Source organism: Hyphomonas polymorpha PS728, from assembly GCF_000685315.1.
Lineage (GTDB): Bacteria > Pseudomonadota > Alphaproteobacteria > Caulobacterales > Hyphomonadaceae > Hyphomonas > Hyphomonas polymorpha.
This window is the reverse complement of sequence record NZ_ARYM01000005.1, coordinates 19,175-37,076: the sequence shown is the minus strand read 5'-3', so window position 1 is coordinate 37,076 and position 17,902 is coordinate 19,175. Positions and strand designations below refer to the sequence as shown.

The window sequence follows — 17,902 nt, the reverse complement described above, 5'->3', positions numbered from 1 at the left end:
GAATTCCCGGCAGGCACCCGTACATCGCGGGTGCCTGTTGTTTTTCTGGGGAATTCTGCTGATCCGGCGTCATTGCACTGGCAGTTTTGCAGTCTCGTGGATGCCTGTACAATTATTGATGATAACAAATCGGCATGATTTCAGATGCCGCCCTGATTCGAGATTTGAAGACGATTGCTGGTGCCGGGCATGTGCATACCGGCGCTCAGGGAATTCGGCGGTTCGTGACGGGATACCGGCATGGAGAGGGGCGGGCGGTTGCGGTCGTGCTGCCCGGATCATTGGTTGATCTCTGGCGCATAGCGCGGGCCTGCGTAAGGGCAGGCCGGATCATCATCATGCAGGCCGCCAATACAGGGCTGACGGGCGGGTCTACGCCCGACGGCGTGTATGACCGCGGCGTGGTGGTGATCAACACGATGCGGCTGAAGGGCATCCATATGCTCAATGCCGGGGCGCAGGTTGTCTGCCTTCCGGGCGCGACGCTGTTCGAACTGGAGCGGGAACTCAGACCGCTTAACCGGGAGCCACATTCCGAGATCGGATCATCCTGCCTGGGCGCATCGGTGCAGGGCGGAGTTTGCAACAGTTCCGGCGGGGCTTTGGTGCGGCGGGGGCCTGCCTATACCGAGGCAGCAATCTATGCGCGGGTTGACGAGACAGGCGACCTGCGGCTGGTAAACGAACTCGGTATCGAACTGGGCCGGGACCCGGAGAAACAGCTGGAGAATCTGGAGCGCGGAAATTTTGCGCGTGTGCTGAGTGATATGCATGAGCGCGCCTGTTCGGCAAAGGCTTATGTGGACCATGTGCGCGAAGTGGATGCTGCCAGCCCTGCGCGGTACAACGCCGATCCGCGCTTCCTCAAGGGCGTAAGCGGAAGCGCGGGCAGGGTCGTGGTGTTTGCCGTGCGGCTGGATACATTTCCCAAGCCGGTGGACTGCAGGGCATTCCATCTGGCGACGGACGATCCGACGGTGTTGAGCGATATTCGCCGGCGGATGCTGAAGGATGCGGCGCTGGTTCCGATTGCGGCAGAATACATGCACCGCGATGTGTTCCGTATGGCAGAGCGCTATGGGAAGGATACATTCCTGGCGGTGCGGATGCTGGGCGTTGACCGTTTGCCGATGCTTTTCCGGCTGAAGGCAGCGGTGGACGGGCTGGCGGTGCGGATGGGGTTTGGCGGATTGCATGTCAGCGACCGGACGCTGCAATGGCTGAGCCGGCTGGCGCCGCAGCATCTGCCGGACCGGTTTCGCCAGATGGGCGCGCGCTATGAGCATCATCTACTGATCCGGGTGGATGGGGAGCAGGCGGATGCCGTCCGCGAGCTTCTGGCTGCCAGACTACCCGCAGAAAGGGGCGAGGTGAATGAATGCAGCCCGCGCGAGGGGCGGAAGGTTTTCCTGCACCGCTTCGTGGCGGCGGGCGCGGCCATCCGTTATGCCCTGCTGCGTGGAAGCTCCGCTGGCGGACTGGTTGCGCTGGATGTGGCGCTACGCCGGAACGACAAGGTTTGGTGGTATGTATTGCCCGACCACCTTCGGGAGATGGTGGACCGCACCCTCGTTTACGGACATTATTTCTGCCATGTGTTCCATCAGGATTTCATCCTGAAGAAGGACGCAGATGCCGAAGTCTTCAAGCGCGGGATGTTGCGCCATTACACCTCACGCGGGGCCGAATGCCCGGCGGAGCATAATGTGGGGCATCTCTACGAAGCCAAACCCGCGCTGGCAGAGTTTTACCGCGACCTGGATCCCACCAACTCGCTCAATCCCGGCATCGGCAAGACATCCCGGCTCAAGAACTGGCGCTGAGGCCTTCAGCGATGCTCGTGCCAGAGGATGGGCCGTGCGATTTCGCGGGGATATTCCGCGCGCATCGTAGTGAGGTATAGCCTTTCCAGGCTGCGCAAGGTTTTGGCGGCGAGCCCTTCATCGCCCGCTGCGATGGCATCCCGGATGAGGCAGAGGCCATCAAGCGCAGCTTCGCGCTGGGCTTCGTTCGGGCGGATGCCGGCCGTCCAGGTGATGCGGCGCAAAGCGGGCAACAGGAACAGGAACAACGGGTTGCGGGCGGAAAGCGTCATCTGCTCCCAGAACTCCAGATAGAGCCCGTAATAGGCATCATAGTCACCAAGATTGGCTCTGAGCTCATCGAGCAGGGCATTCATCTCTGCGATGTCCTGCGGGGTGGCGCGCTGAGCGGCGAGGGCGGCCATGCCGGGCTCGATGGCGATCCGGGCCTCGATCAACGACTCGATGGTGGCATCGGAAAACTGCAGCAGCAGCGCCATCGTGGAAGCGAGGCTTTCCCAATGAGGAAAGGCGACAAAGTGGCCGCCATTGGGGCCTGTGCGGATTTCCAGAACCCCCTGGATCTGAAGATAACGGAGCGCTTCGCGCAGCGTGCCGCGGGCGACACGGTATTTCTCCAGCGCTTCGGCTTCCGAGAGGTATTTCTGCCCAGCGGCGATACGCTCCTCATGGATATGGCGGACGATTTCGCGGGCAACCTTCAGGGCGCCCTTTTCGCGCGGCTTCCGGACCGCTTGCGGCTGAGTGGCCTGCGGAGTTTCCGCCGGGCCATTTGCTAACTGTTTGGTGTTCATTCCCCGTCCAGACTTTCTAACCCGTGCAGCCTCTTTTGCCGGGCTTTCCGGCAGAGACAGCGCGCCCCTTGGTTCTGGCGGTGTCCTTTCGCTGCGATGGTTAATCCAGTCAACTCCTCTGTGAGTTTAGCCGGAGGTGGCGCAAGGGAAGGTGGAAGGGCGTTGCGGCCAGCAGCTTTGCCCGGAACACGCGAGTGGCGTGGCCGGCAAATGCAACTGACTGCGGATTTGCTGCAGCGGCGTCAGGATGTATCCGCGCGCAGGCCCGAAGACGGAGCGGCGGGCGCGTGGGCAGAAGTGTGATTGAAGAACGCCCAGATTTCGCCATTCGGGATGACGGGCTTGAGGCGGCGCGCGCAGAGGCCGGCCGCCTTCAGAATGGCCGCCATACGGGCGGCATGGGGGTGAGGATCATCCAGCACGGCCTTGAGCGCGGCGAGGCGCGCTTCGAGCAGGGCGGCGGGATCAGCCGGACATAGGGCGGGGCCGGGACGCGGCAGAAGGGGGCGCGCCGCAGGGCGCGCGCGAGCCTGGCGTGCCTTCCAGTCTTCCAGCAGGGGATCGGCCTTGCCGGCCTGCTCAAAGCCCCGGGCGAGGCTCCAGAGGCTGAGCGAAAGCTGTTTTGAGGCGCGGCGCGGACGGCGCGTGCGGCCGCTGGGGGCTAGCGGGCGGCTTACCACAAAGGGGACGGGTTTGGCCGCCGCCGGGCGGGCGCGCAGCACGATCAGCAGGCAGCGGAAGATATGTTCCAGCCAGCGCGTGCGCGCGGCGGCAAAACGCAGGACGCCGTTACGGGTTTTGCCCGGCGCCATCTGCCGCGCCCAGGCCGCCGTTGCCATCAGCATAAGGAGCACCATGCGCGCTGCGACCCACACGGCCTTGCCGGGTGGGCGGGGGCGCCGGGGCGCAGAGGAAGGGCGGCTGGTGATCATGCCGCAAAGTCTGCCCGCTACGGAAGGCAGGCGGATAAGGAGGCCTGATTTGCCGTTCCGATGGAAGCAGGCAGAAGCCCCGTGGACAGGCAGGGCGCCTATCCGCGGAAATTTCTGTCAGCGGTCGATTTCCAGGTCGTTTTCGCCCGCCTCACTCATGGAGAATTCGTTCCAGAGCGCATTGAGGATGCCGAAGGTCAGCGCGAAGCCGAGGCCGAGAATCCAGGTGAAATACCACATTGTTCAAACTCCTCAGTATTTGCCTTCGCTGGTGGCTTCTTCGATGGTCAGCCGTCCCCAGAGCACCTTGAAGACCCAAGCCGTGTAAGCCAGCACGATGGGCAGGAAGATCGCCGTGGCGATCAGCATGATGAACAGCGTGACATGGCTCGAGGAGCTGTCCCAGACGGTGAGGCTGGCGGTGGGATTCACGCTGCTGGGCAGGATGAAAGGGAACATCGAGGCGCCGACAGAGGCAATAATGCCGGTTGCGGCAAGGCCCGAGCCCGCCATCGCCAGCGGCGACTTCCGGCCCAGCGCCCAGAAGGCGAGCAGGCTGCCGCCAAAGCCCGCGAGCGGGGCGAGGATGAGGAAGGGATACCTTCCGTAATTGCCCATCCAAGCGCCTGCCTCAACGAGGACTTCCTTGCGCAGCGGGTTTGCCTGGCCGTGGGGATCGATATCCGACACGATACGGTAGCCCATGCCCGACTGCCACAGCCAGATGCCGGCGAGCGCATAGAAGACAATGACGGCGAGGGCGGCGATGCGGCCATATTTTACCGCGCGGTCCATCACCGGGCCATGCTCGAGCTTCACCACCAGCCAGGACGCGCCGTGCACCACCAGCATGGCGACCGAGGCGAGACCTGCCAGCAGGGCGAAGGGGTTGAGCAGGCCGAAGAGGCCGCCGTCATAAGTGGCGCGCATGGTGCGGTCGATGTCGAACGGGACGCCCTGAAGGACATTTCCGAGCGCAACACCGAAGATCAGTGCCGGGACGAAGCCGCCGATGAAGAGCGCCCAGTCCCAGTTGCGCCGCCATTCCTTGCTGGCGCGTTTGGAGCGGTATTTGAAGCCGACCGGACGCAGGATGAGCGCGGCAAGCACCACAAACATTGCCAGGTAAAAGCCCGAAAAGCTGACCGCATAGACAAAGGGCCAGGCGGCGAAGAGCGCGCCGCCGCCAGTGATCAGCCAGACCTGGTGACCTTCCCACATCGGGCCGATGGAGTTGATCACGAGGCGGCGTTCCGCATCCGTCTTGCCGACGAAGGGCAGCAGGGTGGCGACGCCCAGGTCGTACCCGTCGGTCAGGGCGTAGCCGATCAGGAGGATGCCGACGAGCGCCCACCAGATGACTTTCAAAGTGGCATAGTCGAGTGGGATATCCATTGTTGTTCTCCCTCAGACGTCAAACTGGACAGAGCGCCCGCCGGTGGGGCCTTCGCTGGTCACACCCTCGGGAAGGATCCGCCCGCCAGGCCCGGCCTTGATGGCGCGGAGCATGAGGCTGATCTCGATCACGGCGAGTGTGCCGTAGAGGAGGGTGAAGCCCACCATCGTCATGATGACCTGCGAAGCCGACAGGCTGGAGACCCCCAGGAAGGTGGGCAGCACGCCGTCGATCACCCAGGGCTGGCGGCCAACTTCGGCGAGGACCCAGCCGAGTTCTGCCGCGATCCAAGGCAGTGGGATCGCCAGGATCGCCACCCGCAGGAACCATCTGGGCACCTTGCGTTTCATGCTGACAAAGAAGAAGGCGAGCGAGAAGATGCCGATGAAGAGGAAGCCCAGCCCTGCCATGATACGGAAGGAGAAGAAGGCCATCATCACGTTCGGCACCGTGTCGAAGGAGGCCTTGGTGATGGTTTCCTTGTCTGCCGTCAGCGGATCATCGACATAGCGCAGCAGGAGGAGGGCGTAGCCGAGATCCTGCTTGGTCTGCTCGAAGATTTCACGGGCGGCGGCATCCTCCGGATTGTCGTTGAGGTGCTGCACGGCTTCATAGACGTGGAGACCATTCTCGATGCGGCTTTCGGCGATAGCGACGAGCGGCAGGATGCCTTCGACTTCACCGTCCAGCGAGCGGGTGGAGATCAGGCCGAGGATCCACGGGAACTTCACTTCGAAGTGGGTTTCGTGGGTTCTCTGGTCCGGAATGCCGATCAGCGTCAGGGGCGCGGGCGCTTCCTCCGTGTGCCACATGGCTTCGAGCGCGGCGAGCTTCATCTTCTGGTTATCGGTGAGCGCGTAGCCGCTTTCATCGCCGAGGACGACGACCGAGAAGGCAGAGAGAAGGCCGAAGCTGGCGGCAACCGCCATGGAGCGCTTGGCGAGGCCAAGATGGCGCCCCTTCAGGACATACCAGGCCGAAACGCCGAGCACGAAGACCGAGGCGGTGACATAGCCGGCGCTGACAGTGTGGACGAATTTGGCCTGGGCGACGGGGTTGAAGATCACTTCCATGAAGTTGGTGATTTCCATCCGCATCGTCTCGGGATTGAACTCCGAGCCGACGGGGTTCTGCATCCAGCCATTGGCGACGAGAATCCAGAGCGCCGAGAGGTTCGACCCCAGCGCTACTAGGAAGGTAACGAGCCAGTGAACCGGGCGGGAAAGCTTGTCCCAGCCGAAGAACATGAGGCCGACGAGCGTGGCTTCAAGGAAGAAGGCCATCAGGCCTTCGATGGCGAGGGGCGCGCCGAAAATGTCGCCAACATAATGGGAATAGTAGGACCAGTTCATGCCGAACTGGAACTCCATCGTGATACCGGTGGCGACGCCGAGCACGAAATTGATGCCGAACAGCGTTCCCCAGAATTTGGTGATACGCTTCCAGACTTCCTTGCCGGTCATCACATACGCGCCTTCCATGATCACCAGGATCATCGAGAGGCCGAGCGTGAGCGGCACGAAGAGGAAGTGGTACATTGCGGTGAGAGCGAACTGCCAGCGCGACAGGTCTGCTACGAGGAGATCGGGCATTTCCCAGCTCCGTTGTGAGGCAGCTCCATGCTGCGTATTTCACGAATCTCTAAAGTAATCCGTGGGTGAAGTCACGCCGCGATAAGTCGCATGCGTCACTTGGAGCGTCCACAGTAAAACTACGTACATGGCATCGTCAGGACTGCAGAAAAGGACGCGCTTGAAGCGCTGGAGCGGCGCGGCAAAAGCGGCGTCGGGGCAGGCATTCCTGCTGCAGATGTTCGGGCTTCTGGCCTGGGTGGGGATTGCGTTCGGCATCGGCTACGGGGTGGACAATTTGTCCGATGGGGAGCCAGCTGGGGGGCTGCTGGTTCTGGCCGCAGGGTGCGCCATGGTGCGCGCGCTTGCCGGATGGTTGCATGACGGCGCTGCGGCACGCGCAGGGCTGGTGACCGTGGCAGCAGCGCGCGGCGAGATATTCGAGACACTGAAAGCCCGCGGGGCCGGAATGCTGGAAGGCGCCGGGGCGGGCATGCGCACGTCACAGGTGATAGATCGTACAGGGAAGCTGGCCGGGTACGCCGCACGCTGGGTGCCGGGGCAGCGGATGGCACTTGCCGGGCCGGTGATCGTGCTGGTGGCGGTGGCGACGCAGAGCTGGCTGGCGGCGGCGCTGTTGCTGGTGTCGGTGCTGGTGTTGCCGGCGTTCATCTGGCTGACGCTGAGCGAGGTGACGGCGGTGGCGCGGGCGCAGCAGACATCGCTGGATCAGCTGTCGGGCGCATTCCAGGCGCGGGCGGCGCAGGCGGGCATTATCCGGGCGTTCCGGGCCGTGACGCGGGAAACGGCGGCGCTGGCGGAAGCCTCCTCAGACCTCCGTGGCCGGACGATGAAGGTGTTGCGGGTGGCGTTCCTCTCTACAGCGGTGCTGGAGTTCTTTGCCTCGATCTCTGTAGCGATGGTGGCGGTGTATGTGGGGTTCAAGCTGCTCGGCGTGTTTCCGTTTGCGACCGGCGAGACGCTGACGCTGGCGGAAGGGATGACGATCCTGATCCTGGTGCCGGAATTCTTTGCCCCGATCCGCAAGCTGTCGGCATTGCACCATGACCGGGCAGACGGGACGGCTGCGGCAGGGTTTCTGGATGACTGGCTGGAGGCGGCGGCGGCGCGGCCTCTGCCGGAGCGGTTACCCGCACTCCGGGCGGCGCCGGAGATTGCGTTTCAGGATGTGGCGGTGGCGTTCGGCAATGGCGCGCGGCTGGAGGGCGTGAATTTTACGGCCCGGCCCGGGGAGATGGTGGCGCTGACTGGGCCCTCGGGCGCAGGCAAGACGACGCTGCTGAAACTGCTGGTGGGGCAAGGCGGTGTGACCGGCGGCGCAGTGCGGGTGGATGGCGCAGTGCTGGCGCCGGGGGCGAGCCTGGCCGAAAGCGCGACCTGGATCAGCCAGACGCCTTGGATGATTGAGGGCAGTGTTGCCGACAATCTGCGGCTGGCGGCGCCGGAGGCAGGGGACGCTGACCTGCGCGCGGCGCTGGTGGCGGTGGGCCTGGCGGAAGCCGGAGAGGCAGATGCGCTGCTGCCGCGGCAGCTGGGGCGGGGCGGCAGCGGGCTTTCGGGTGGACAGCGGCAGAGGATCGGGCTGGCGAGAGTGATCCTGCGAGGATCTGGCCTTCTGCTGCTGGATGAGCCGACCGCGCACCTTGATGAGGCGGCAGAAGAGGACTTCATCCGGACACTTCGGGACATTTCCCGGACAAGGACGGTCATTCTGGGGACACATTCGGACAATCTGCGCGCAGCGTGTGACCACGTGGTCGATCTGACCGCCCATCGGCAGGAGGCGGCGCCATGATGAAGCTCTGGTCAGCGCTTGGAGCGCCGGGGCGTCTTCAGTTCGGGCTGGCGATGGGGCTGGCGGCGGTCGCCGCGATCGCCGGCGTGGTGCTGATGGGGCTGTCGGGCTGGTTCCTGGTTGCCGGCGCGCTGGCCGGCGTGGCGGGGGCGGGGCACAGCTTCAACCACCTGTTTCCGAGCGCGGGTGTGCGCGGGGCCGCCTTCACCCGGGTGCTGGGACGATATGGCGAGCAACTGACCGGGCATGACGCGATCCTCAGCCTGTCAGCGCGGCTGCGCCCGCGCGTCTTCGAGGCCGGGGCCCGCAGCCGCAGAGGGCTGTCACCGATGGCATCAGCAGACCTGACGGCGCTGGTGGATGACATGGACGCAGCCGAGGGCGCGTTCCTGAAAGTGGTGCTGCCGGGGATCGGGGTGATTTCCGGCTTCGTGGTCGCGCTGGGCCTGGCGCTGGCGAGCGATGTGGTGCTGTTTGTTCTGGCGGTGCTGGCCGCAGCCCTGGCGGCAGGGGCGTTGCCCTTCCTGGCCGTGCAGGCGGCGCAGCGGCGCGCGGCCGTTCTGAGCCTTCAGGCGGACGCCGCGCGCGGGGACGTGGCGCGCCTGATCGAGAATGCAACGGAGCTGGACGTGTATGGCGCGCTGAGGCGCTATGCCGGGGAGGCTGAAGCGACCCTGGCGCACTGGCAGAAAGAGAGCGAGGCGCTGGAGCGGCCTTTCCGGGGGCTTTCGGCCATTCTCAGCGCCGTGGGCGTGGGGATGGGCGTGCTGGCTCTGTGGCGGGCCGCCGTGACGCAGGGCGACCTGCCTATGGCGGCCGGGGCGGCGCTGGCGCTGATGGCGGCGTTTGAAGCCGCGTCAGCCATGCTGAAGGTGATGGAGGCCGCGCCGAAAACTAAGGCAGCATCTGACCGGCTGGCAGACCGGCTGGAAGGCGGGGCAGCGGCGTGGGACGCGGCGCCCGAGACGGCGCAGGCGATTGACAGCGTGTTTCCACTGGAAGTGCGTGGGCTGACGGTATCCGCCGCGCCGGGCGCGCCGCAGACGCCGGTGGTGAGTTTCCGCATTGAAGCAGGCAGCGTGACCCAGCTGGCCGGGTCGTCGGGCGTGGGAAAGTCTACTCTGGCGGAGGCGCTGATGCGGCTGCATCCGGTGGCACCGGATATGCTGAGCTATGGCGGGGTGGACGCGTGCGGTGTACGGATTGCTTCGGTGCTGGAGCGGATTTCCATGAGCCCGCAGATGCCGGCCTTCCTGCCGGGCACGGTGGCCGATCAGTTGAGGCTGGCAAAGCCGGAGGCGAGCGAGGCGGAGATGCGCGCGGCGCTGGAAGCGGCGTTGGCCGATGAATTTGTATTTGCGCGGGCCGAGGGGCTGGAGAGCCTGATCGGCGAGGGCGGGGCAGGGTTTTCGGGCGGCGAGCTGCGGCGGCTGGGGCTTGCGCGGGCGCTGCTGGCAGGGCCGGAACTGCTGATCCTGGACGAGCCTTTTGCTGGACTGGACAAGGCGCTGGCAGACCGGCTGGCGGCGCGCCTGTCAGACTGGCTGGCAGGCGGGCAGCGGGCAATCCTCATTCTGCAGCACAAAGCCGACGGCCGGGGCTGGCCTCAGAAGACGGCTTTTTCCGTGGTGCTGTAGATGTCGACCATGGCGTCAGCGAAGGCTTCGGCGAGGCGGAAATAGGCGGGTGGGACGAAGCCGGGTTCCTTACTGACCGGCAAGGCGGGCGAGCGGGCGACGCTGATGACGAAGGGCTTGCCCTCGGCCTCGACAAAATCGATGCGGCCATAGTCGAGCCCGAGACGCGCGCGCAGGTCGAGAAGTTCTTGCGGCGGGGTCCATTCTTCGAGGCTTTGCGGAACGGATGTGCGGATGATGGCGGCGCCGGAAGTCTGTAGGCTGAGGAAATGCTGGTCGCCGAGGAAATGATACTGGCGCAGGACGTAGCGACCGGCGTTTTCTTCCGGCAGGAATTTCTGGACGATATATCCGGGGACGAACTTTTCGGCCGGAACATCGTTGATGGAGGGGTAAATGCGATAATTGTCGTTGGCGAAGGCTTCACGCGGGGCAGCGGTGCGGGTGAGGCCGGTGAGGCGGCGCAGGAGGCTGGCGCGCTCGGACGTGGACGGGCCGATATAGCCCTGGTCTGACTTGACGATGACAGCGCCCTTGTAAGCGGCGCCTGCCTGCAGAAGGCCGCTGGAATAACGATGCTTGCGCAGGTCGCCCGCGCCGGCATTGAAGGTGACCGGGTATTGCGCGGCAAAACGGTTGTACTCTTCCGGCACGACCGGCCGGCTGAGATTGAGAAAAAGGAGATCTGCCTCCACGAAGCCGCGCGTGCCCGAAAGCTCGATCACTTCGACACCGCTGGCGCGCCAATGTTCGGCCAGAAGGTCTGTGAGGTGTGTGCGATGGCCGGGCGCATGGCCGGAATTGTTGAGGATCGCGATCCGGTCGAGCGTGTGGCGCAGCGGCCGGGGCGCGGCTCCGCTGAGGCGAGGCACAATCTGATTACGCACGGCGTGTCCTTTCCAGCATTCACATACAGCAGGGCCGGTGGGCGCACCGGCAGGATTTCTGCCCTGGCGTTGCAAGTCCGGCGCCAGAAACGCGAGCCTGGGCAGGCGATCTTCGTGCCATTGGTGAATTTTCCGGGGCCGAAAATTAACGGAAAATCGGCGGCGGGTGGGCGCGGGCAGGCCAATTGACACCACGAGTGTCAATAGATACCGTTTCCGGAATAACAACCGCCCTGGCCGCGTGCCGGTATGGGGCATGCGGCATCGCCGGGGGAGGCCAGAATGTCATTGAAAACGCAGCTGGTCTCGCAGGTGACGCAATATGTGACAGGGGAGGCGCGCCAGTCAAAGCTGCGCGCCGCCGCCGAGCGCAAGAGGCAGAGGGACGGGCGGATGCATCAGGCAGAGTATTTCCATGTCGCGGGTGACCCCTATTCGCATCTGATGCTGCAAGTTCTGCCGCTGCTGGCTGCGCGCTATGAAATCCAGGTGAAGCCGAGGCTGGCGCCGCCGCCGCCCGATTGGGCCGCGCCGGAGCGGACGAAGCTGGAGGACTATTCACGCGAAGATGCCGGGCGGCTGGCAGCAAAGGCGGGCCTGCGCTTTACCGATCCGGGGGCGCAGCCTTCAGCTGCGCGGCTGGCGCAGGCCGAAGCGGCGCTGGCAGGCATCCTCGATGCGCCGGGCTTTGCCGTGCGGGCGCTGGAGATCAGCGAGGCGCTGTGGGCTGGCGCGCCGCTACCTCCCGGTGGCGAGACAGCAGCGGCGGTGCTGGCCGAGGGCGGGGCCCGGCGCGAGGCGCTGGGGCATTATCTGGGCGGGATGCTCCATTATGAGGGTGAATGGTATTGGGGTGTCGACCGGCTGCACTATCTGGAGCGGCGCCTGCGGGAGCTGGGCGCGAAGAAGGCGGGGGCGCCGGAAGCATTTCTGTTTGTTCAGCCTGATAGTCCGCAGGCGGACGCAAATCCTGGCGGGGCGGCCAAAGAGGTTCACTTCTATCTCTCCTTTCGCAGTCCCTACACCTACATTGCGGCCGAGCGCATCCGGGCGCTGGCGGAGGCCTATGGGGCAGAGCTGAAGCTGCGCTTTGTGCTGCCGATGGTGATGCGGGGCCTGCCGGTGCCGCGGATGAAGGGCATGTACATCACCAAGGATGTGGCGCGGGAAGCGCGCCGGATGGGCATTCCGTTCGGCAAGATTGCTGATCCGGTCGGCACGCCTGTGGAGCGGGGCTACGCCATCCTGCCGATGGCGATGGAGGCGGGTGTGGGGTTTGAATATTGCCAATCATTCCTGAAAGGCGTGTGGGCTGAAGGGATTGATGCGGGAAGCGATGCCGGCCTGCGGCAGATTGTTGAACGTGCGGGGCTGGACTGGGGTAAGGCACGCGCCCTGATCGGCGGGGACCATTGGCGCGCGGAGGCAGAGGCCAACCGGGCGGAGATGATGGGCCTGGGCATCTGGGGTGTGCCGAGTTTCCGGGTGGGCGATGTTGCCACCTGGGGGCAGGACCGTATGTGGATCATTGAAGACGCGCTGGCGAAATAAACAGGAAAATCCGTACAGGGAGGAATGAATGCAGGTTACCAATGAAGTGTTTCCGACAGATCCCGCAGTAGTTCAGGAGCTGATGAAGCCGGGGCCGGATGGGCCGATCTTCATGGTCAATCTCCTGAAGTTCAAGGAGAAGGCCGAGTATGAGGATGGGCGCGCGAGCGACCTTTCCGGGCGAGATGCTTACATGATCTATGGGCGGGCGGTGACCGAGATTCTGCCCAAGTTTGGCGGCAAGGCGATCTTCGCCGCAGACGTGACTTTCCTGTCGCTGGGCAAGGCTGAGGAGCTTTGGGATGAGGTGGCCATCGCCATGTATCCCAAACGTGCCGATATGGTACGCATGTCGATGTCGACCGAGTGGCAGGCGGCGGCTGTCCACCGCACCGCTGGCCTCAAAGGGCAGTTGAACATTGAAACGGTGCTTCAGGAGAGCATGAAGGAGGTCATGCTGTCACAAATGGGCATCAAGGCATAGGCAGGCGCGGACTTAACCGCTATTAAAGCGCCAGAAAACTGGCCTAGCAAGGAAGCGGAATGGCAGACCTTCTCGAAAATGAGCCCGAACTCGTGGACGCGGCAACCGAAAGCGAAGACGGCCGCAAACGCCGCTCCGAGCGCAGCCGGGAGCAGATCATCGAAGCGATGTTCGAGCTTGTGGCCCAGGGCGAGCTTGATCCTGGCGCCGCGCGGATCGCAGAGGTGGCAAATGTCAGCCTGCGCACGGTGTTCCGGCACTTCGAAGAAGTCGATGGCCTCTACCAGGAGATGAACCGCCGGGTGAAAGAGGAGGTGATGCCGATCGTCAAGGCGCCGTTCAGCAGCACCAACTGGCGCGACACGGTACTGGAACTTGTCGATCGCCGGTCTGAAGTGTTCGAGCGGATCATGCCCTACCGCGTGTGCGGCAGCATCCGGCGGTTCCGCTCCGCCTATCTGATGCAGGGGCATCAGGATTTCGTGGCGATGGAACGGTCGATCCTCGATTCGGTGCTGCCGGAGGAGATACGCTCGAATGTGGTGCTTGAGGCCGCGTTCGACAGCGTTCTGGGCTTTGATACCTGGCGGCGGCTGCGTCAGGATCGCGGGCTTTCGGTTGAGGAAGCGCGGGCAGCGGTGCGCAAGCTGGTTGAAGCGCTGCTGGCGTCTGTCTGATCTGATCCCATGCGCGCCCGCCTTGCCCTTCTGACGCTGTGCGCGCTGGCAGCTTGTGGGGCTTCACCTTCGGATGATCCGGCTGCGGGAAGCTGCGGGCTTGAAGCTAGTGCGGTGGGACAGTTTGTGACCGTGCCTGGCGGCGTGCTGCAGAAGGGGCGTGACGCGATCTATCCGGAAGAGCGGCCAGAGATGGAACTGCATGTCGACGGCTTCCGCATCCAGATGCATGAAGTGACGAATGATCAGTTTGCGGCTTTTGTGGCGGCGACGGGTTATGTGACCGATGCCGAGCGGGGCTTGATCGAGAACCGGCCGGGGGCAGGCTCGGCGGTATTTCGCAATGCGCGCTGGCATCTGATTTCCGGCGCAAGCTGGAAGGCGCCCGATGGTCCGGGAACAGACATTGAAGGCAAGGGCAACTGGCCGGTGATCCATGTGTCGCTGGCGGATGCGATGGCTTATGCGGCCTGGGCAGGGGGGCGTATCCCCAGCGAAGAGGAATGGGAGCATGCCGCGCGCCTCGGCCTGCCCGACCCGGAGCGGGACACTTCCGGCGCTTTTACCGATGACGGTAAGCCGCGCGCAAATACATGGCAGGGCATTTTTCCGGTCGCCAATACCGGGGATGACGGTTTTGCAGGGGCTGCGCCGGTGGGCTGTTTCCCGGCGGACAGGCTGGGCCTTTACGACATGATCGGGAATGTGTGGGAGTGGACGGATACGCCGTTTGCGCCCGGCAACAACACGATCAAGGGTGGCAGCTATCTTTGCGCCGATAATTTCTGCCGCCGGTATCGACCCGCCGCACGCCACCCGCAGGAGGTGGACTTCTCCTCAAACCATATCGGCTTCCGGATCGTGAAGGATCTGGAAGCCGAATAGGCAGGGTTCAGTTGGGCCAGTAGATGTATTCCTCGCCCTCGACGTAGTCGTCGGCCAGGGTGTGGTCGATCTTGATCGGGCTTTCAATCGTATACGGATAGAGCGGCGGGCGCGCATCTTTCCAGTGCGCATCGATCAGGGCTTGCAGTTCTGCCAGTTTTTTCGGCTCGGAAGCGGCGAGGTTCGTCTGTTCGGTAGGGTCATTGTTCAAATCGAACAGCCAGGACTTGTTCTGGCGGCCATTGACCTGAAGCTTCCAGCCTCCGGCGCGAACCACCTTGTAGTAGCCGCTGGACCAGAAGATGGCGTCGCCTGGGCGAGAGAAGCCATCGGCTCCCATTGCCAGGGGCAAGAGATTTTGCCCGTCGATTTCAACGCCGGCGGGGAGAGGCGCGCCCGCAACCGCGGCGAGCGTCGGCATCATGTCGATATGGGCGACGGGCTCATCGACGACTGTGCCCGGCTGGATGGCGGCAGGCCATTTCATGAAGAGGGGCACGCGAATGCCGCCTTCAAACAGGGTGATCTTCCAGCCCCGATAAGGCTCATTGACCTCCGGAATGCCGATATAGCCGGCGCCGCCATTGTCGCTTGAGAAGACGATGATGGTGTTGTCGGCGAGGCCTTCTTCCTCGAGCTTTTCCATGATGCGGCCGACGCTGCGATCCACGGCGCGCAGCATGGCGGCGTAGACGCGCAGGTGGTGGGGCTCGATATCACCGACGGCTTCATAGTCTTCCTTGGTGGCCTGGAGCGGCGTGTGGACGCCCCAATGGGCAAGGTAGAGGAAGAAGGGCCGGTTGCGGTTGGCTTCAATGACTTTCAGGGATTCGTCGGTCCAGTAATCGGTGAGATAGCCGCCCGGTTCGAACCAGTCGCTGCCATTATAGCTGGCGGCGAAATCCATACGTGCCCAGAGGAATTTGTCGATGGGGTCGAAATCCAGCCTTGCATCCACACCGCGCGGATCACCGGGGGGGAGGAACATGCCGCTCGCCATGTCGAGGCTTTCGTCAAAGCCCTGATCGTTGGGGCGGAAAGGGGCGGCGTTGCCCAGATGCCATTTGCCGATATGGACGGTGTGATAGCCGCGCTGTTTGAGCACTTCGGCGATGGTGATCTCTTCGCTCGGCAGGCCCTGCTCGGCGAAGGGGGGCATGATCTTTTCGTTTTCCTTCACATGCTCCGTGGGCGGCAATCCTGTGCGCATGTCATTGGCGAACATGGGCACGATGCGGGACATGCCGGGCGGAGTCGGTGTGTATTCAAAGCCTGTGCGGGTGGGATAGCGGCCCGTCATCAGCATGGCGCGCGAGGGCGCGCAGGTGCCGGTGCCGGAATAGGCAGTGGAGAAGAGGGCGCCTTCTGCGGCCAGACGGTCTATGTTCGGCGTGGGCACACGCCCGCCGGCGACGCCGCCGCCAAAGGTGGAGATGTCATTGATGCCGAGATCGTCGACGAGGATGAAGACGATGTTGGGCGGGCGGTCAGCAACGGTCGTGTCCGCCGTTTCCGGGCCCTTCATCCACTCGACCGGCCGATTGGGGGCAATCGGCGGGCGCTCGGCGCGGGTGACGAGGTGGAGGATGATTTCCTTGCGATTGAAGAAGGCCAAGGCGCCCAAGCCGGCGATCAGTATGACCAGTGCAATAAGGATCTTGCGGAGCATGGATCAGGCCTCTTTTTTCCGGCTGCGGAGGACTTTGATGATCAGCCAGATGAGGCCGCCAAGGAGCAGCAGGCCGATAATGCCGAAGGTGATGATTTTCGGCATGTTCCGCTTGAGCACGGCGGCGGTCATGTTCTTTTCCACCTGGGCAACGGAATTGTAGCCCGCGGGCACTTCGAGCACGCCCACCCGGTCTGCATAGGCGGCGTAGTCTGCCTGAAGCTGCTCGAAGACTTCCGGATGGTCGGCGCTGAGATCCTGAGTCTCGCCCGGGTCGTTTTCCAGATTGAACAGGCGCCAGTTGCCATCGCCCCAGGGCTGGAGATTGCGGACGATCTTCCAGGGGCCTCTATAAAGAGCTGCGTTGCCGGACACCTCGATGCCAATGGCATCATCTGGCGCGTAGACATGTGTGGCATCGCCAGACAGCAGGGGCAGCAGGCTGCGGCCATCAATAGAGATGCTGCCTTCTGGCGCAGGGCCGGCGTCTGCCATTTCCAGCAGGGTGGGCGCAACGTCAGTGACGATTGCGAAGGCGTCCACCCGTCCGGGAGATATTCCGGGGCCGGACATGATGAGCGGTACGCGAAGGCCGCCCTCGGAAACGTAGAACTTGAAAAGGTAGCTGGGGGAAGATGCTGCGCTGGCAAATTCCGGGCCGATGAAGCCGTAGCTGCCTTTCTCGCCGATGCGCTCAAGGCCGATATGATAGCCATTGGCGGCCAGCCAGGGGCCGAAGCGCGGGTCTTCTGCGGTGGAGGGCTCAGGCCCGTTATCCGAGGTGATGACGAAGACCGTGTTCTCGTAGTCTCCGGTTTCCTTGAGATGCTGGATCAGGCGGCCAACATGATGGTCCATCGCTTCCAGCATGCCGGCATTGACGGCCATGCGCGCGGCGAAGAGGCGCTGCTGATCTTCCGAAAGATCGTCCCATTTGCGAAGGTTCGGGTGGAGGGCGGGTTGGGCGGCACCCGCAGGCACGAGGCCGAGTTCCTGGGCACGTTGCCAGCGGCGCGTCTGCAGCGCTTCCCAGCCGTCGCGGTAGGTTTCGAGATAGTTGGCGGTAAATTCCGGCGGGGCCTGAACCGGGATGTGGAGCGCCTGAAAGCCGAGATAAGCGAGGAAGGGCGCGCTCGTGTCTCCTTCGTCCATATAGTCGATCATCTTGTCGACGATGAAGGTGGAGGAATAGAAATCCTCTGGCAGGGAAGCGGGCTTGCCATCTTCATACCACGGGGCATCCGCGTAGAAGGGCATGTAGGATTTGTCTTCCCAATTGTCCGCCCCCGACGCATCGAGCGCGAAGGACCGGTCAAAGCCATGACCATCGGGAAGGTCTCCCTTGCCGCTGCCAAGGTGCCATTTGCCGGTCATCAGGGTACGGTATCCCAGCGGCTTCAGGCGCGCAGCGAGCGTGGTGACGCCGGGTTCCAGGCGCATCGTATAGCCGGGCTTGCCGACATGTTCTGGGGGCAGGACTTCCGGGATGGTGGAGATGCCGGTGCGGTGGTTATCGACCCCCGTGAGCAGCATGGCGCGCGAGGGTGAACAGAGCGGGGAGGAGCGGTATTGCGTGAACATCGCGCCCGAGGTGGCGAGGGCGTCAATATTGGGTGTGGCCGCTTCCCCGCCATAGATGCCGAGATCCATCAGGGCGGCATCATCGATCACCATCACCACGAAGTTGGGTTTTTGGCTCTGGGCCTGTGCCGATACCGGCACAGCGGCGGCCACAAGGATAGTCAAGGCAGCAAACAGCCTGCGCCTCATGATGAAACCC

At 63.7% G+C, this 17,902-nt stretch carries 15 protein-coding genes; 7 read left to right on the top strand and 8 right to left on the bottom strand.

Going from position 1 to position 17,902, the window contains the following annotated elements; translation table 11 throughout:
* Positions 1-134 precede the first annotated feature (134 nt).
* A complete protein-coding gene (dld, locus tag HPO_RS05505; protein WP_035595580.1) occupies positions 135-1,823 on the top strand; it encodes a D-lactate dehydrogenase in 1,689 nt (562 codons plus the stop codon).
* A 5-nt stretch (positions 1,824-1,828) separates the two neighbouring features.
* Here the strand turns inward: dld and HPO_RS19615 are convergent, their stop codons facing one another.
* The 5 genes from HPO_RS19615 to HPO_RS05480 all read right to left on the bottom strand — a co-directional run bounded on the left by HPO_RS19615 (position 1,829) and on the right by HPO_RS05480 (position 6,537).
* On the bottom strand, positions 1,829-2,617 hold the full coding sequence (locus tag HPO_RS19615) for a FadR/GntR family transcriptional regulator (protein ID WP_051612326.1): 789 nt from the start codon (positions 2,615-2,617) through the stop codon (positions 1,829-1,831).
* A 242-nt stretch (positions 2,618-2,859) separates the two neighbouring features.
* Positions 2,860-3,549 carry a hypothetical protein gene (locus tag HPO_RS05495; RefSeq protein WP_035595578.1) on the bottom strand — a complete coding sequence of 230 codons (690 nt, stop codon included), beginning with the start codon at positions 3,547-3,549 and terminating at the stop codon, positions 2,860-2,862.
* Between the two features lie 117 nt (positions 3,550-3,666).
* Entirely contained in the window at positions 3,667-3,789 is a 123-nt protein-coding gene (gene cydX, locus HPO_RS05490; protein ID WP_035595576.1) for a cytochrome bd-I oxidase subunit CydX, read from the bottom strand.
* Positions 3,790-3,801: 12 nt separating this feature from the next.
* Positions 3,802-4,944, bottom strand: coding sequence for a cytochrome d ubiquinol oxidase subunit II (gene cydB, locus HPO_RS05485; RefSeq protein ID WP_035595574.1), 1,143 nt, complete (start codon positions 4,942-4,944; stop codon positions 3,802-3,804).
* 12 nt (positions 4,945-4,956) lie between these two features.
* Positions 4,957-6,537 (bottom strand): cytochrome ubiquinol oxidase subunit I, encoded by a 1,581-nt coding sequence (locus tag HPO_RS05480; protein WP_035595571.1) that lies wholly within the window; start codon positions 6,535-6,537, stop codon positions 4,957-4,959.
* A 160-nt stretch (positions 6,538-6,697) separates the two neighbouring features.
* On the opposite strand from HPO_RS05480, the gene cydD reads away from it, so the two are divergent.
* Positions 6,698-8,332 (top strand): thiol reductant ABC exporter subunit CydD, encoded by a 1,635-nt coding sequence (cydD, locus tag HPO_RS05475; protein WP_051612325.1) that lies wholly within the window; start codon positions 6,698-6,700, stop codon positions 8,330-8,332.
* Complete coding sequence (locus HPO_RS05470) at positions 8,329-9,969, top strand: ATP-binding cassette domain-containing protein (protein ID WP_035595569.1); 1,641 nt, start codon at positions 8,329-8,331, stop codon at positions 9,967-9,969. The genes cydD and HPO_RS05470 overlap by 4 nt, the downstream gene beginning before the upstream one ends.
* Here the strand turns inward: HPO_RS05470 and HPO_RS05465 are convergent.
* Entirely contained in the window at positions 9,939-10,856 is a 918-nt protein-coding gene (locus HPO_RS05465; protein WP_035595566.1) for an ATP-grasp domain-containing protein, read from the bottom strand. The two genes, HPO_RS05470 and HPO_RS05465, sit on opposite strands and share 31 nt — an antisense overlap.
* Before the next feature lie 282 nt (positions 10,857-11,138).
* Between HPO_RS05465 and HPO_RS05460 the strand changes: the two genes are divergently transcribed.
* From HPO_RS05460 to HPO_RS05445, 4 genes are read left to right on the top strand one after another with little or no spacing between them, the layout of a single operon-like run.
* Positions 11,139-12,407, top strand: a complete 1,269-nt coding sequence (locus tag HPO_RS05460; protein ID WP_035595563.1) for a DsbA family protein — start codon at positions 11,139-11,141, stop codon at positions 12,405-12,407.
* Positions 12,408-12,435: 28 nt separating this feature from the next.
* A complete protein-coding gene (locus HPO_RS05455) occupies positions 12,436-12,891 on the top strand; it encodes a DUF1330 domain-containing protein (RefSeq protein WP_035595561.1) in 456 nt (151 codons plus the stop codon).
* Between the two features lie 59 nt (positions 12,892-12,950).
* Positions 12,951-13,568: a TetR/AcrR family transcriptional regulator gene (locus HPO_RS05450; protein ID WP_035595560.1), complete on the top strand. Its 618-nt coding sequence runs from the start codon at positions 12,951-12,953 to the stop codon at positions 13,566-13,568.
* Between the two features lie 9 nt (positions 13,569-13,577).
* On the top strand, positions 13,578-14,453 hold the full coding sequence (locus tag HPO_RS05445) for an SUMF1/EgtB/PvdO family nonheme iron enzyme (protein ID WP_035595557.1): 876 nt from the start codon (positions 13,578-13,580) through the stop codon (positions 14,451-14,453).
* A gap of 7 nt (positions 14,454-14,460) precedes the next feature.
* Here HPO_RS05445 and HPO_RS05440 read toward each other — a convergent pair whose 3' ends face one another.
* Both HPO_RS05440 and HPO_RS05435 read right to left on the bottom strand, forming a co-directional pair.
* Positions 14,461-16,122 (bottom strand): sulfatase, encoded by a 1,662-nt coding sequence (locus tag HPO_RS05440; protein ID WP_035595555.1) that lies wholly within the window; start codon positions 16,120-16,122, stop codon positions 14,461-14,463.
* Positions 16,123-16,125: 3 nt separating this feature from the next.
* A complete protein-coding gene (locus tag HPO_RS05435) occupies positions 16,126-17,892 on the bottom strand; it encodes an arylsulfatase (RefSeq protein WP_035595554.1) in 1,767 nt (588 codons plus the stop codon).
* Positions 17,893-17,902: the final 10 nt, after the last annotated feature.

Excerpts from the sequence above, each read along its gene's own strand:
- HPO_RS05460 (WP_035595563.1), top strand. The coding sequence starts at position 11,139 with ATGTCATTGAAAACGCAGCTGGTCTCGCAGGTGACGCAATATGTGACA.
- HPO_RS05435 (WP_035595554.1), bottom strand. The coding sequence starts at position 17,892 with ATGAGGCGCAGGCTGTTTGCTGCCTTGACTATCCTTGTGGCCGCCGCT.
- HPO_RS05455 (WP_035595561.1), top strand. The coding sequence starts at position 12,436 with ATGCAGGTTACCAATGAAGTGTTTCCGACAGATCCCGCAGTAGTTCAG.
- cydB (WP_035595574.1), bottom strand. The coding sequence starts at position 4,944 with ATGGATATCCCACTCGACTATGCCACTTTGAAAGTCATCTGGTGGGCG.
- HPO_RS05440 (WP_035595555.1), bottom strand. The coding sequence starts at position 16,122 with ATGCTCCGCAAGATCCTTATTGCACTGGTCATACTGATCGCCGGCTTG.
- HPO_RS05495 (WP_035595578.1), bottom strand. The coding sequence starts at position 3,549 with ATGATCACCAGCCGCCCTTCCTCTGCGCCCCGGCGCCCCCGCCCACCC.
- dld (WP_035595580.1), top strand. The coding sequence starts at position 135 with ATGATTTCAGATGCCGCCCTGATTCGAGATTTGAAGACGATTGCTGGT.
- cydX (WP_035595576.1), bottom strand. The coding sequence starts at position 3,789 with ATGTGGTATTTCACCTGGATTCTCGGCCTCGGCTTCGCGCTGACCTTC.
- HPO_RS05480 (WP_035595571.1), bottom strand. The coding sequence starts at position 6,537 with ATGCCCGATCTCCTCGTAGCAGACCTGTCGCGCTGGCAGTTCGCTCTC.
- HPO_RS05450 (WP_035595560.1), top strand. The coding sequence starts at position 12,951 with ATGGCAGACCTTCTCGAAAATGAGCCCGAACTCGTGGACGCGGCAACC.
- HPO_RS05445 (WP_035595557.1), top strand. The coding sequence starts at position 13,578 with ATGCGCGCCCGCCTTGCCCTTCTGACGCTGTGCGCGCTGGCAGCTTGT.
- HPO_RS19615 (WP_051612326.1), bottom strand. The coding sequence starts at position 2,617 with ATGAACACCAAACAGTTAGCAAATGGCCCGGCGGAAACTCCGCAGGCC.
- HPO_RS05470 (WP_035595569.1), top strand. The coding sequence starts at position 8,329 with ATGATGAAGCTCTGGTCAGCGCTTGGAGCGCCGGGGCGTCTTCAGTTC.